This window comes from Gracilibacillus lacisalsi DSM 19029 (assembly GCF_000377765.1).
Taxonomy (GTDB): Bacteria; Bacillota; Bacilli; order Bacillales; family Amphibacillaceae; genus Gracilibacillus; species Gracilibacillus lacisalsi.
The window spans coordinates 29,643-44,923 of sequence record NZ_KB898673.1 but is presented as its reverse complement, the minus strand read 5'-3'; the positions used below and the strand labels follow the sequence as shown (position 1 = coordinate 44,923).

The 15,281-nt window shown below is 38.0% G+C and carries 13 protein-coding genes; 2 read left to right on the top strand and 11 right to left on the bottom strand.

The window, feature by feature from the left end:
- Positions 1-102: 102 nt before the first annotated feature.
- From D569_RS0116160 to D569_RS0116110, 11 genes are all read right to left on the bottom strand, one after another.
- Positions 103-1,383 (bottom strand): TRAP transporter large permease, encoded by a 1,281-nt coding sequence (locus D569_RS0116160; protein WP_018933471.1) that lies wholly within the window; start codon positions 1,381-1,383, stop codon positions 103-105.
- The gene (locus D569_RS23080; protein WP_018933470.1) at positions 1,358-1,888 is read right to left on the bottom strand and encodes a TRAP transporter small permease; all 531 of its coding nucleotides are present in this window, start codon (positions 1,886-1,888) and stop codon (positions 1,358-1,360) included. The genes D569_RS0116160 and D569_RS23080 overlap by 26 nt, the downstream gene beginning before the upstream one ends.
- Before the next feature lie 60 nt (positions 1,889-1,948).
- Complete coding sequence (locus D569_RS0116150) at positions 1,949-3,025, bottom strand: TRAP transporter substrate-binding protein (RefSeq protein WP_018933469.1); 1,077 nt, start codon at positions 3,023-3,025, stop codon at positions 1,949-1,951.
- 311 nt (positions 3,026-3,336) lie between these two features.
- Positions 3,337-3,930, bottom strand: a complete 594-nt coding sequence (locus D569_RS0116145; RefSeq protein WP_018933468.1) for a DUF3889 domain-containing protein — start codon at positions 3,928-3,930, stop codon at positions 3,337-3,339.
- 145 nt (positions 3,931-4,075) lie between these two features.
- A complete protein-coding gene (locus tag D569_RS23075; protein WP_018933467.1) occupies positions 4,076-4,645 on the bottom strand; it encodes a hypothetical protein in 570 nt (189 codons plus the stop codon).
- A 515-nt stretch (positions 4,646-5,160) separates the two neighbouring features.
- Complete coding sequence (locus D569_RS0116135; RefSeq protein WP_018933466.1) at positions 5,161-7,326, bottom strand: DNA topoisomerase III; 2,166 nt, start codon at positions 7,324-7,326, stop codon at positions 5,161-5,163.
- Positions 7,327-7,483: 157 nt separating this feature from the next.
- Entirely contained in the window at positions 7,484-8,743 is a 1,260-nt protein-coding gene (locus D569_RS0116130; protein ID WP_018933465.1) for a YeeE/YedE family protein, read from the bottom strand.
- 369 nt (positions 8,744-9,112) lie between these two features.
- Entirely contained in the window at positions 9,113-9,346 is a 234-nt protein-coding gene (locus tag D569_RS0116125) for a hypothetical protein (protein ID WP_018933464.1), read from the bottom strand.
- Between the two features lie 14 nt (positions 9,347-9,360).
- Positions 9,361-10,515, bottom strand: a complete 1,155-nt coding sequence (locus tag D569_RS0116120) for a Ger(x)C family spore germination protein (protein ID WP_018933463.1) — start codon at positions 10,513-10,515, stop codon at positions 9,361-9,363.
- Positions 10,512-12,047, bottom strand: coding sequence for a spore germination protein (locus D569_RS0116115; protein ID WP_018933462.1), 1,536 nt, complete (start codon positions 12,045-12,047; stop codon positions 10,512-10,514). Before D569_RS0116115 ends, D569_RS0116120 begins: the two co-directional genes overlap by 4 nt.
- A 5-nt stretch (positions 12,048-12,052) precedes the next feature.
- Positions 12,053-13,138, bottom strand: coding sequence for a GerAB/ArcD/ProY family transporter (locus D569_RS0116110; RefSeq protein ID WP_018933461.1), 1,086 nt, complete (start codon positions 13,136-13,138; stop codon positions 12,053-12,055).
- 259 nt (positions 13,139-13,397) lie between these two features.
- Here D569_RS0116110 and D569_RS0116105 point away from each other — a divergent pair, with 259 nt between their 5' ends.
- Complete coding sequence (locus tag D569_RS0116105) at positions 13,398-14,513, top strand: YibE/F family protein (protein WP_018933460.1); 1,116 nt, start codon at positions 13,398-13,400, stop codon at positions 14,511-14,513.
- The gene (locus D569_RS0116100) at positions 14,510-15,274 is read left to right on the top strand and encodes a YibE/F family protein (protein ID WP_018933459.1); all 765 of its coding nucleotides are present in this window, start codon (positions 14,510-14,512) and stop codon (positions 15,272-15,274) included. The genes D569_RS0116105 and D569_RS0116100 overlap by 4 nt, the downstream gene beginning before the upstream one ends.
- Positions 15,275-15,281 lie beyond the last annotated feature (7 nt).

Below are 15,281 nucleotides of genomic sequence, written 5' to 3'. Positions count from 1 at the left end.
TTGCACATTTTTTCCATTGCCGGGGACTATTTCGTTAAATTAGGAACACACGCATTTCGTGAAAACGGAATGCGTGTGTTTACTCTTATATAGATCATACGGCTAATAGCCAAACAGTGTTGGCAGGAATAGGGATACTTGTGGGAAGTAGGCTACTACTAATAATATTACAATCATGGCTGCGTAGAATGGAAGCATTCCAAGTGATGCTCTTTCAACCGAGATCCTCCCTATCGCAGAACCAACAAATAACACTGAGCCAACTGGAGGTGTCACAAGCCCTACTGCTAAACACAAAATAAGTAATACACCAAAGTGAACCGGATCAATTCCAACATTCATCGCAACTGGCAACAAAATAGGTGTAGCGATTAAAATAAGTGGTGCCATATCCATTACCATCCCTAATGCCAATAGAATGAGGACAATAAATAATATGGTTATATAATCATTCGGTGAAATACCGATCAATGTGTCCGATACCATTTTTGGTACTTGCAATAACGCTAACAGCCATCCAAAGGAAGAAGATGTTGCAATTAGGAACATAACCATCGCTAACGTTTTAAATGTTTTATGCAGGATTACTTTCATATGCTTCAATGTTATTTCTCTATAGATAAAAAAGGTGATGATAAAGGCATAAAGTGCACCTATTGCCGCCGATTCTGTAGCTGTAAAGAAACCACTAAGAATTCCACCCATAATGATAACCACTGTAAATAAACCTAATATGCCTTCCCAAAGAATCTTCGGAACATCTTTTTTCTTAATAATATCACCTGCTGGATAATTTCGTTTTACAGCAATCATATAGGTCAATATCATAAATGCCAATCCTAACAATAGCCCAGGTCCTAACCCTCCCATAAACAAGGCTCCTACCGAAACACCGCCGGCAGCTGTTGAATAAATAATCATATTATGGCTGGGAGGAATTAAAACGCCTTGCGCAGCACTTGAAATCGTTACCGATACCGCGTAATCCGAATCATATCCGTTTTTCTTCATCATGGGAATAAGTACAGAACCTAGTGAAGATGTATCCGCTAGAGCTGATCCAGAAATACCACCAAAAAAAGTACTAGCCAGCACATTCACCATAGCTAACCCTCCGCGGATTTTACCTATAATGACATTGGCAAAGTTAATCAGCCTCCTCGAAATGCCACCCTCATTCATTATTTCACCAGCTAAAATAAAGAATGGAATAGCTAATAACGAAAACGAATTCATCCCACTTACCATACGTTGTAATATAGCCGCTGGATCGATATCCATATATAAACCTGTTAATATAGAGGATATGATTAAGGTTAATGCAATTGGTACACGAAGTAATAATAATAGGACAAAGCTACCTAGCAGTATGGTTATTTCCATAATCCTCATCCTCACTTATCTCTTCAGTATAGTTCTTGTACAATCCACGTTGAAATAATAGTTCAACTCCATACAATATCAGAAAAACTCCCCCAATCGGAATACATGCATATAAATAGCTGGACTTCAATCCTAAGCCTGGCATTGTCGAGCCACCCATTAACACGGTAAATTGATAACCGTAGTAAACCATCATGATTCCAAATCCTATTAGTAGTAACTTGGAAAACAGGTCCAATATATGCTGTACCGGCTTTGGCAGCATATGAACAAAAAGCCCGAGCGCAATATGCAGCTTTTCCTTCACACCGTATGCCACTCCTAAAAAGCTAATCCAGATCAGTAACACCCTGGAAAGCTCTTCTGACCATGATGGAGTATAACTAAATAACTGTCGAGAGAAAACTTGTATCACAATAACAATTACCATCACTGAAAGCATAGTTAGTGCCGTAAATAAAAATAGCTTATCAATCAGTAGTTTGATTTTTTTTAAAATACCCATACTATTTCCCCCCAGAATAAAGAAAGGGACGAGACGTTCTCCCTTTCTTATTCTATTTGACTAATCTGATAGTTTGTCGATCCATTCTCCGTATTGGTCACCAAATTCATCATATACAGGTTGAACAGCATCTCTCCATTCTGAAATATCTTCTACTTCTGTTATCTCAGACCCAGCTTCTTCCACCGCAGTTCGTGATTCTTCTGTAAGTTCTGCCCAAGCTTGACGCTGCGCTTCAACAGATTCAAGTGCCGCTTCACTAAATGCTTGTTTATCTTCGTCACTTAAGGTATCCCAAACTTGTTGAGAGGCAATTACTACCTCGGGTGTCCCCGTATAACCTGGTAATGTGTAATATGGTGCTACCTCATAGTGGTTAACTGTATAGTAACTTGGAAAGTTATTTTCTGCTCCATCAATAACTCCTGTTTGAAGACCGGAATATACTTCTTCGTATGCCATTGGTGTAGCGGAAGCTCCAAGTGCTTCGACAACTGAAATCGCTAAATCAGATTGTTGGACACGAATTTTCATTCCAGCTAAATCATCTGGAGATGTTACAGGCTGTTCTGTATTATAAAATGCTCTTTCCCCGGAATCATAAAAAGCTAATCCAACTAAACCAGAGCCTTCAAATGTTTCCAAAAGTTCTTTTCCTATTTCTCCATTTAACTTCTCCCACTTCTGTTCTTCACTTTCAAAAAGATAAGGCATAGATAATACACCTATTTGTTCATTAAATTGCGTTAATGGAGATGCGTTTACACGGGCAAAATCAATGGACCCTAACTGAACTTGTTCGATGGCACTTACTTCATCCCCCAATTGCCCACCTGCATAAACTTCAATTTTATATCGCCCATTTGTTTTTTCTTCTACTAATCTAGCGAATTCTTCAACACCTACTACCGTTGGATAACCTTCAGGTTGATTATCTGCTAGACGATAAGTAATAGTCTCTCCAGATGATTCTTCACTATCAGTTTCAGAATCATTGCTTTCTTCTGTTACTGGAGTTTCTGTGTCCGCTTGGTTATCTTCAGCATCATTTCCAGACTCGGATGAACCTCCACATGCGGCCAGCACTAACACTAAACTGAAGAAAATTGCCACTACCATTAACCATTTTTTGTTCATGTGCATTACCCCCTAAAATAAATATGTAACACATTAATTTGTTTAGTAACCAAAGTGTTCACTTTTGCATGTAACCGCTTAACAAAAATGTGTTTGATACCCTAGTACTGCTCAAACCTCTATGGTAATTACATATATATTCTAAATGATTGGATATATGCTTATATGATTAGACATGTTATTCTGTCTAAATAGTAGGGCGCTCTCGGGAAATCTCCTAGTTTTTGGAGGTCGGGGCTAGACATCTGCGTTTATACTTTCTTTACCAACTAAAAAAAGCACCCGCCATTCGGAAAACGAGTGCTCTCATTCTATAGTTCTCTAATATCAAATGATATAACGCGTTCTGTTGTCGGGTTATAAACTACTGTTCCTCTGACAGTTATCCGTTCTTGCGTGTTTTGTAAAGAATAATCGTAGACTTCTCTCACTTGATTTTGCGACGGTTGTGTTTTTTCAACAAAACTATAATCTGTCACATTATAGTTCGGATAAGCGGTCTGGGTAACTTCTAACAAATACTTCCCCCATTTAACCTGCTCCAATTCTGGAGAGGGTTCAAATTGAATGGACAACACTCCTACAGATGGATTTACACCTAATGCCTCAAATGCTCTGCGATGCAAGTTTAAATTTGTTTCCGGTGCGTTCGGTACTGTATCCACGACCATCACAATAACTTCTCTAGCATTCTGCGGGTTTCTTACTTTAATCGTTTGACCACATTGATAAGGGGAATTGGTGCTGACCGCTACTGTCATGTATTGATTATAAGACCAAGGAATATTACATTGGGTTATATTTCCGCCTTCTGTCCAAGTCGCCTGCCCATTAATAATATTTTGCCGGAAATCATAAGGATAGATTTGATATTGCGGATAGCCGTACTGGTAATATGGGTACATATTCTTTTCCTCCTAAACATTTACTCAAGATATTCTATGAAAAACTGGGCAAATGTTGTGACTGGAATATTCAATAGCGAGCTTTCACCAAAAAAACAAGAGCCTTGTTAAAGACTCTTGAAAAATTAATATATAAATAATTGCGTTAACTATAAATTCTTTTCCATAATGGTATTTTCACTTGATAACCACCATGATGCTCTAAATAAACGGGTAAATCACCGTGATAAATTAATTCTAACGCTTTCCACTCTTTTAAGTCCTGCGGTTTCACCAGACATGCCGGTTTCTCATCAACGTAAATCCCCGCCTCTTTCAAGATGGTAACGACAAATTCCGAACAGAAATAAGCGTGTTCGCGTTGCCATTCCAAGTTTAAGAGGACCCCAAATAGACCTAACAAATTATAGCGGTATTGATCTGTTTCAGCTTCCATTTTTTCTATCCGTTGCTTTAATACATAATATGTATCATCTGATATCGATAATTGATAAATTGCACATTTCGAATGACTAAAAAATGGAGTGCGTAAATTTTCTCTAACAAACCCGCCAATCCAAGGATTATATGGATGCTTTCTTCCGAAACTATATACTTCTGTTAAAGAAGAATCAAAAGCAATCGATGCATGATTTAAAGTTGATTTTGTACACAGATTAATCATACGCGATAAAAGCGTTCCAGTATCTGTGAAAAGAAGATAAACTTTTTTCACCTTCGCCCCCTCCTTCCATCTCTATATGATAGTTTGTCTTATCGGTTTGGATAATGGGCTATAGATATATTTTGATGTAAGACTTGAGGCGTATTTTCATCATTTATTTACTTTGATTTTCTTAGGTGGAAAAAAATTCAATACGAACGTATTTTTACTATAGTATATTTTTTACCGATGTGCAAGGGTGACTTGTCAATAAGTGTAAGAAGATCGGGTGATTGACCTAGTAGCCATGTGAAAGTGAGTGGCCTACGCTAAAAAACGATCTACATTTTTTTAACATACGGACATTATGTCTTTTATTTTACATTGTATAAAACCTGAAAAAGTTAGCTGAAGGTAAAACCCCACGGAAAGGGAAGCGGGCAGCCGGAGCGTTGCTTTCCGTCTACATATCATTTCCAAATGACCACCTATAATACAAAAACACTATCATGCCGCGTACTATATACTTTCTTTACAAGTAAGAAAAAACAACGTGACGGAGCTAACCATCACGTTGTTTTTTTCTTTTATTTCTTCTTTAATTTCGCAAGTGCATCTGCCAATGCAGTGTTGGTAAATTCGTCGTCCTGCTGTTTCATATATTTGTTTACATCACGTTTCGTTGCCTTATTCTTGCCTTGTTTTTCTTTTCGTTTTTGAAATGAAGATAACTTTTCACGATATCCACATACACAAGAAAAGGTTTGTCCTTCACCTTGTCCGCGTAGTTCCATTCTTTTATGGCAATTTGGGCAACGTGCATTTGTTTTCTTGGCGATCGGCTTACGCTCCCCACACTCTCTATCTTGGCAGACAAGCATGCGACCTTTCTTTCCATTTACTTCTAACATAAGCTTTCCACATTTAGGACATTTCGTACCGGTCATGTTGTCGTGTTTATACTTGGCATCCGTCGTTTTCACCTGGTGTACGATTTCCTTGGTATATCCTTTAATTTCACTGATAAAGGCTGTTTTCTTCAGTTGGCCATTTGCGATCTGGTTCAGCTTCTTCTCCCACTCTGCTGTTAACAACGGAGAACGTAAATCAGCTGGTACAAGCTCCAGTAGTTGTTTACCTTTTGACGTAAGGTGAAGATATTTTCCTTTTTTCTCGATGTAAAAGGTATTGAACAATTTCTCGATAATATCCGCTCTCGTTGCAACAGTTCCTAATCCACCAGTAGCTTGTAGCGTTTTGGATGCATGTTTTTCATTTTGTTCTAAAAACTTCGCTGGATTTTCCATCGCTTGTAGTAATGTCCCCTCTGTTAAGCGTTCTGGCGGTTTTGTCTCCCCTTCGCTCAATGTTAAGGTTGGTTTTTCCCAGACATGCTTTTCTTGGATTTCACTGATTTTTTGTTCATCATTATCGTCATTGTCATGGTTATACACCGCTTTAAAGCCTTGGTCAATCACATTTTTCCCACTAGCAGTAAATATTTCACCAGCTACTTCTGCCTGCAACTCAATCTTCTCATATTGAAATGGCGGCAATAAAACAGCTAAGAAACGTTTGATTACGAGATCATATATTTTCTGTTCCTGATCAGATAATTTCGATAGATACACCGGCTCTTCTGTCGGGATAATCGCATGGTGGTCGGAAACTTTGCTATTATCAACAAACGATTTATGAGCTTTAATCGGCTGTTTTTTTATTTTGTTTGCTGTCTTCGCATACGGACCTACTCCACAGCTTGTCACTCGTTCCTTTAATGTCGGGACAATATCGGTAGAAATATATTTAGAATCAGTTCTTGGATAAGTCAATACTTTATGCTGTTCATATAGCTTCTGCATGATCGATAATGTTTGTTTTCCGGAGAAACCGAAAATACGGTTTGCATCTCGCTGCAAATCGGTTAAGTCATAAAGGCTAGGTGCATAGCTTTTTTTATTCTTTTTGTCGATATGAGTGACGGTTAACGGTTTATTTTGCAATCTGGATTGAAGCTCTTTTGCCGTTGATTGATCAAACAGGCGTGTTTCTCCTTTAGTATTTCGCCAAGTTAGAGTAATGCCGTCCTTTGTTCGCGCCTTGATTTGAAAATACTTTTTCGGCTGGAATTGTTTAATTTCCTTTTCTCTTGATGCAATCATCGCCAGAGTTGGGGTTTGTACACGACCACTTGATAGTTGCGCATTATATTTCGTCGTTAGCGCTCTCGTTGCATTCAATCCGACATACCAGTCAGCTTCTGAGCGAGCAACTGCTGATGCATAGAGGTTATCGTATTGTTTGGCTGGTTTTAAGTTTTGAAAACCTTGCTTAATCGCTTGATCTGTTACAGAAGAGATCCATAATCTTTTGAAGGGTTTGTTCACACGAACCTTTTCCAAAATCCAACGAGCCACTAATTCCCCTTCTCGTCCAGCATCCGTAGCAATCACGATATCCTGCACATCTTTTCGAACAAGCTGACTTTTTACTGATTGAAACTGTTTGCCGGTTTTCTTAATTACTACTAATTTCAAACGCTCTGGTAACATCGGCAATTCATCCAGTTTCCATGTTTTATATTTATCATCGTAAACCTCGGGATCTGCTAGTGTAACTAAATGTCCTAACGCCCAGGTAACGATATATTTTTGACCTTCTAAAAAGCCATTTCCTTTTTTATTACACTGTAATACTCGAGCTATATCCCGAGCAACAGAAGGCTTTTCCGCTAACACTACGGTTTTCTTCATGAAGGAACATCCTTTCCATAATCATTACACTTTAATATAACATACTAGCGACTTTACTGACATTTAAATGAGTACAAATATCTAATCATAGTTATAAAAACTATAGATTAAAAAATCACCATGGGTATATCCCGCATGGTGATTTTTTCTTTCCTTATCAACAAAATGAATCTTTTGGTTTCGGTACGGACAATCCAAACAAAGGTCTGAGATATAGTGCCACAAAAGTGCCTGCTAATGCTAGAATCCCCCAAATATAACCGTGAAGGCTAAAGGAGGCAATTCCGCCAAAATAAGCACCGATATTACATCCGAATGCAAGGCGGGCACCATAGCCCATCAGTAGACCGCCTATAACAGATGCCAGCGCATTTTTTCCAGTTATTTTAGAAAATTTGAAGAGCCCACCTGCTGCTGATGCGAGGAATGCCCCAAGAATAACACCTAAATTTAACACAGTAGTAGAGTCAGCAAAAATAGATGCCTCTAATGCTGACGCGTTTGCGCCTTGCCAATATCCCCAACTAGCTACATCGACTCCGAAGAATTGTGCTACTTTCGAGCCCCATAAAGCAAAAGCAGAGGTAACCCCCCATGGAGCACCGCGCGTCATTAATGTTAAGGCATTAAGAACGGCCAAAACAATTGCTGCAGCAAATAATGGCCATGACCCTCGGAAAATCCTGCGCCATCCTTTTTCAGAAGGTAAGGGAGCCATTTTAGGTGCACGTTTCTTTTTCTCTACAACTAAGGATACCCAAGCTATTAATCCAAATAATACAATCGATAAGATCCAAGCACCACCATAGCCAAGTCCTGTAGATGTTGCTAGAGACACAGGTTCAAAGGCTGGTAAATCTTCTGTCCAAAACGGTAGATGATAGGCTCCTATTGTTGAGCCAATAATAAAGAATAATAGCGTGACAAACATGACAGAGCGTCCACCACCGACTGCATAGAGGGTACCAGAAGCACATCCTCCGCCTAATTGCATCCCTATCCCAAACATGAAGGCTCCTACAACGAGACTTACTCCAACTGGTGACACATAACCAGCAACTTCTCCTCCAAAGAATGAAAAGCCAAATGCTAGAATAGGAGCAAATAATGTAACAGCAACTGCTAACATTAACATATGTGACCGTAACGCCTGCCCATTTCCAACAGACATAAATCTACGGAATGCAGAAGTAAAACCAAAGCGTGCATGGAACAATGTATAACCAAGTAACAAACCAATTACTAATAATAACGGTTGAACACTATTTTGGGTGAACATTAAATAAATCATTAATATCAAACCAACCGCTAATCCACCAATTATAAGTGGCATTTGTGGTTTATTTAAATTTGAATCTTTTGGTTGCACGGATTCTTCTACTTCATTTATAGTTTGTAGTTTCGTTGTTGTTTCCATCCAAATCACTCTTTCCCCATTAATTTACTAGGATTTTACTTCTATTATCATAACGGCAAGTTGTCTTGGTGTCAAAGGAATAATTTAGGTTTGCGATCTCTTAAAGCAATTTTATATGCTCAGTAGATCTACAATTCCCTAGTAGCCATTATGAAATACTTGAATAGCTTAACCACCGCTCTGGTTGCCCACTTCCCTCCGTAGGGGTTGCCCTTCAGCTAACTTTTTCGAGCAAAACCGCTCATCATTGCACTGATTTTATACTTGTCTTATTAAACGCCCTAACAATGTTAAGGCGCTTTTCACTATATTGTGATCTTATCTCTAAGAGGTTATCTCCCAAATATTACAGCAAATCACAAAGGAAAACTAAATTTTATGGTCTATTGGTAAGAAAAGTTGAACAAAATCCGTGATGATTTGAATGGAACTAAATGATTCTAGCGAGAAAAGGTGTAGTCTGTTGACGATGAACAAAAAATAAGCTGTTGTTAAAAAAGAGAAATACAGAATTAACTCTCTTTTATTTTTTCTTTTCCATAACTGTTTAGCATCTATAATGATAAGCACTATAAATAGAAGTGATAATCCAGCAAACCACATCTTTCAGCATCCTTTCACTCTATCTCCGTTTGAGTTGGTTCGATAATTAATCCTGACCTTCGAATATTTGCTTCCACTTGAATATCAAATGTCACTTTTTCAAGCATTTCATCTGGTTGATCTTGAGCTGTTTTCCATGCATCCGGATAGACTCTTCTCAATTTCTGCCCAATCCCATAAATATCTGAACCCATCTCTTTTGCACGTTCAAATTCATTCTCAATCCGTGAGGTAATCACTTCACCTATTTCCTTTTCCACCTGCTCCATTCTCTCCGGATCTAGTAGATCTGCTGAACATGTCTGATCAGAAAGGTTTCCTTCTACGAATATATCCAATTTATAGGTCAATTCCTCGTTTTTTAATGTCAGCTCATCTTCACTTTCATAGTCAGTGGACTGAAAGGAAAAAAAACCCTCCTCATTCCCAGGGCATACTCCTTCTACAATGAAATAATCATATGTGTCCTTCAAAAGCTCAGTACCCGACATAATAGCGCCACCAATATATCCCACTAGTTGATCGTCTTTAAATACGGCAACATCATTCAGCTCGTAAGCTTCCACTTCTCCTCGTATGTTTTTCGGTTGTATCACATCAAGAGATGGATCAATTCCAGGCGTTGTTAATACTGTAGTAAAGTCACGCAGTTTAACTTTCCTGGCAATAATTTGTCGCTGTTCAGCTGAATCTAAAAGGTCACTCATTGCTTTTGCCGGAATACTGCCAAGCTCTATTTTTTGATTTAATAAATCTTGGGCACTGTCTCGGGTTACTACTACATAGGAACCAGCACGACTATCTCTATCTCGTTCAAACCATGTGATAATCGGCGCAACACCTTCTCTAGCTAATCCTTCACTAAAAATGATAATCTGAAGGTGGGACCAGTATAACCGTCGTGGGGAAAGTCTATTTAAATTTTTAATCGCATCCATGATCGTTTCACCTTGAGCTGTCACACTCCATGTTGGTAATTCTGATCCTTGTTGATCATCTTCTTGCGGTTTGATTACCTGTGCTGTTATTTCATAAACCCCCTCATTTTCACTAACTTTATCAATACCAACTCCAATTACAACAGCAACTTCATTTAATTCTTTCTTATCCCAGCAACCACTTAAAAGTACAATACAAACAAATAGCAAAGCTAATCTTATTATTTTCACTTTTTTTGTCTCCTATTTAAATGGTTATTATCTCTTGAATCAGACATCCTATCCTTGTTTTCACCTGCAACCTCATTTGGCCGTTCTCTCATCGCCCACCATGGTGTTCTTATCAATAAATCTCCCCAATTGTCTTTATGAAAAGGTACAATAGGAGTTAAATATGGAACACCAAAGGAGCGCAGTGTAGTCAAGTGGATATACATAAATATTAGCCCAAAAATTAAGCCAAAAGCTCCGAGAACGGCAGATAATGTTATTAGCGCAAACCTTAGCAATCTTGCCGATATTGCTAAGTTATAGGAAGGTGTTGTAAAAGAACATATTGCCGTTAACGAAACGGCAATTACGGTTGCTTGTCCAACTAGACCAGCTTCTACTGCTGCTTGTCCTAACACTAATCCACCCACGATGGATACTGCTGCACCAATTGTTTTAGGGAGCCTGAGTCCTGCTTCCCTTAATATTTCAAACGTTATCTCCATGAAAAGTACCTCAATAGCTATTGCAAATGGTACCCCTTCTCGTTGTCCGGTTAAGGCAATAAGTAGTGGTGTCGGTATCATTTCCTGATGATAAGTAAGCAACGCTACATAAAAACCTGGTAAAACAACAGATAAAAAAAACGCAAAACCTCTTAGCATTTTAAGAAAACTTGCAAAATCATATCGTTGATAATAATCTTCATTCGATGTCAAAAATAAGCCAATTGTAGCTGGCACCAATAAGGTACCTGGGCTGCCCTCTAACAAAATGGCAATTCTACCTTCTAACAAACCAGCTGCAATTCGGTCAGGTCTTTCTGAATTAAAAATGGTTGGAAATGGCGTATAACCATTTGGATCTTCAATAATTTCCTCTAAATATAAAGAATCAAGAATGCCATCTATTTCGATTTTCTCCAAACGGCTTTTAACTTCCTCATACATTTCTGGTTTCACAACCCCATCAATGCCTAATATAGCAACTGGGGTTTGGGATAACTCGCCAATCTTCATCTCATGAACCTTTAATTTATGCGTATGGAGACGTCTTCTGACTAAACCGATGTTGGTTTGTAACGATTCATTGAAGGACTCTCTTGGCCCGCGGACAACTGTCTCCACTTCAGATTCAGAAACTTGACGTCTCTCCCCACCTGCCGTGTCAAGTGCAATTCCACTTGTTTGATTCTCTCTTAAAACAAGGGAATATCCTTGTAACAAGTATGTAAGGGAGTCCTTTATAGACGATGTAGCTTCTTTTTTTATCGTAGCAAAATGAAGTTCTCTTAAATTTTGATCTTGCTTATAGTTTTCGTTTAGTTCACTGATTACATATTCTTCAATCGATTCCCTTTCGATTAAACTGTCTAGATACAGAACGGCAACAGAGCTCTCCTTTTCATTGTCAATAAAACGAACAACTAAATCAGAACTATCCCCAAACAATTCTTTGATGATTTTGATATCATCATTGAGGTTACCTTGAAAGCGAAGATCTTCTATTTTCCTGTTCTGTTTCTTATTTAATTTTGGTTTTCTTCTAAACATATCATTCAACCTCTTTTTAACTGCTTAAATTGACTGATTAGGAGTAACAGTAAAGGAATAACTAATGCTATTAACGTTGCGAAGTATGGATAAATATGCATGAGAAATCGATATATCCCAATTAAGTCATCACTTGTAATTAAAGAAAAAATAGCTAATAAAGCAGCTGTTGGAATCGTTAAAATTTTGTAATCATCTAAATGAAATAATTGTGCCAACCCTAAGACAATTGCGTAGAAAAATAAGGCAATTTTAGAAAAAGACCCTAATGACCATAATAAAACGCCAAGAATATCCAACCTTTGCAGTGCACCAATTTCGATATCTCTTAATGTTTGAAAGGTCGGAAAGTATAGCCCCATCGCACGCTCTTCTCCGAAAACTGTCACTACACCTGAAACAGGGCCCAAGAACATAACAATCAAAATCAGCATCGTCAGAATACTAAACCTCTTTAATTTTTTCTTATTAGAAACAAACGGAAAAACCATAGCCATAACAATAAATGAACTATATAGTGAGGTGATGTTAAATGCCCCCATCACGACAGGACTGAAACCATCCTCAAGTATAGGGAGTAAATTTTGATAGTCTTTATCTTTGTGCGTTAAAAATGATGCCAATATACCAATTGGTATCATTAATATAAGGAAGGTTTGATTCGTTCTTGCTAATATTTCTAACCGATTTCGAATCGCATATGTGGCCAGAATTAACATTGCCACCAAATAAATCATCAGTGGTGTTCGAGGAGTAATCGCAGAATTGTAAAATTCGCTAAAACCTCTTAAGGATAAACTTGCCTCATGAAAAAAATAAAAAAGAAATATAATGGCTACTATCTTTCCAATCCATTTTCCAAGAATAGTCTGTGAATATTCAATTAATGATTGTTCAGGATACCGCTGTGCAAGTAAAGCTATCACAAATCCAATCAGAACGGCAGGAATGATAGCAAAGAGTAAAGATATCCAACTGTCTCTCCCGGCGTGATTAATAATAACGGGAATAAACAATAAATGGCCTGTAACAGTAATACTAGCTACTGCCAGCATTAAAGCTTGAATCGATGAAATTCTAATACCCTCCATATATCCCCACCTCCATCGTACATACAGTTATTAACCAGTATTGTCTATTGGTGGTATATTTATACAGACCTTAATGAAGAATCACCCTATCTGTATGACAGAAGGTTTAAAGGGATGGTATTATATGTAGGAAACGAGTTCTTGGAAGAATCAAAAGGTGTTTAATCGATACTCTACTCCTTTTGCATCTATACAAGAGAACGAATTATACATGTATCTGACATTAGTGTTTTTAATCTATATAATGGAGTGAACCAGCTTGAAAGCATGGATAAGAAATTTATCAAAGCAGCAACTTTTAATATACATCCTTATTACGGTAGCCTTTATCAGTTCGATTATTTTTGTCAATCACAATCACGAATTCTATGACAGACCCATTGCTAAAATTACCAATACAGTAGAAACAGATAAAGCAGAAACGGTTGATCAGCACCAAAATCAAGATTATCGGGTTACCCAGGAGATCACCGCTGAAATACAAAACGGTTCCAACAAAGGGGAAATGATCGAAATAACGAATGAGTACTCCGGATCACAGGCGGTTGATCAATTATTTGATACAGGGGATGAAGTATTTGTCACCATTGATGAATCCACTTCTTCCGGAACCATTGAAGATGTCAAACGTGATAAGTATCTCATCTTGGTAGCTTGGATTTTTATCATTATTTTGCTGGCCGTCGGCAAGAAACAGGGAGCTCTATCGGTTATCAGCTTAGCGGTAAATGCCGGCATCTTATCGCTGGCACTCGATATCTATCTGCAAAATTCAGATCTTAGTCTGGTGATCATTTGTGGTATTAGCATTGTCCTTTTTACCGTGATATCGTTACTGTTGGTCAGTGGTTTCAATGAAAAAACATATACAGCGATTGTCGCTACTTTACTTGGTACGTTAAGTTCACTTTTGATTGGCTACTTTGCTCTATCTGTGACAGGAGAACAAGGATTACGATATGAGGAAATGTCCTTTCTAAGCAGAAATCCACAAATTGTTTTTATGGCAGGGCTTTTAATTGGCTCCTTAGGGGCGGTAATGGATGTCGCCATCACCATGTCGTCATCTATCTTTGAGCTATATGAGAAAAATAACCAGATAAGTCTAAAGAAGCTTAAAGCATCTGGCATCGATATAGGCAAAGATATTATGGGGACGATGATTAATGTATTATTTTTTGCCTATGTAAGTGGATCAATCCCGATGCTACTTTTATATTTTAAAAATGCATCACCAATAGGATTCACACTATCCATGAATCTATCTATTGAATTGGCACGTGCCTTAGCTGGTGGTATCGGAATTGTACTGACTATTCCGATTGCTATCTATACATCGATTTTCTTTATCCGAAGAAAGAGGGCTAGAACATGAATGTATTAGTGTTATTGTCGATCATCTTATTTACGTTGATGGCCATTGTTGGAGGAAAAAAAGGAATAAAATCTTTCATCGCTTTATTCTTAAATTTTGCCATCGTTATCGCCACGGTTTTAGTGATGAACGATCCAAATGCCAATCCGATTTGGCTAACGCTTTTAGCATGTGCCTTCATTAGTGCTATCAGTCTGTTCTATATTAACGAGGTCAACAGTAAAACAATGATGGCCTTCTTATCTACGATTGTAACGTTAGTGATATTGTTACTTTTCATCATTATCATCACGGATCAATCCATGATCCAAGGTTTCGGTGAGGAAGAACGAGAAGAAATGATGGCTTTTTCCTTAAATATTGGGATTGACTTTGTAAAAGTGGCCACTTCAGTAATTATTATGAGTACAATCGGGGCAATTGTTGATACAGCTATTTCGATTACTTCACCGATGCGTGAAATTCATTACCATAATCCAACGATTAGTAGAAAAGAGTTATTTCTGGCTGGAATTCGAATCGGGAGAGATATACTCAATACAAGTACCAACACATTGTTCTTCGCCTTTTTCGGTGGCTATATGGGCCTCTTAATGTGGTTCAAAGATTTATCTTATTCATTCGGGGAGATTATTAATTCCAAAGTATTTAGTGACGAAATGATTACCATCTTTACCGCGGGAATGGGAGTGGCGATTGTTATCCCAATCGCTTCGGGGATGACTGCCTATTACCTTGTTAGGGGTAAGCAAAAAAACTAGACTCGGG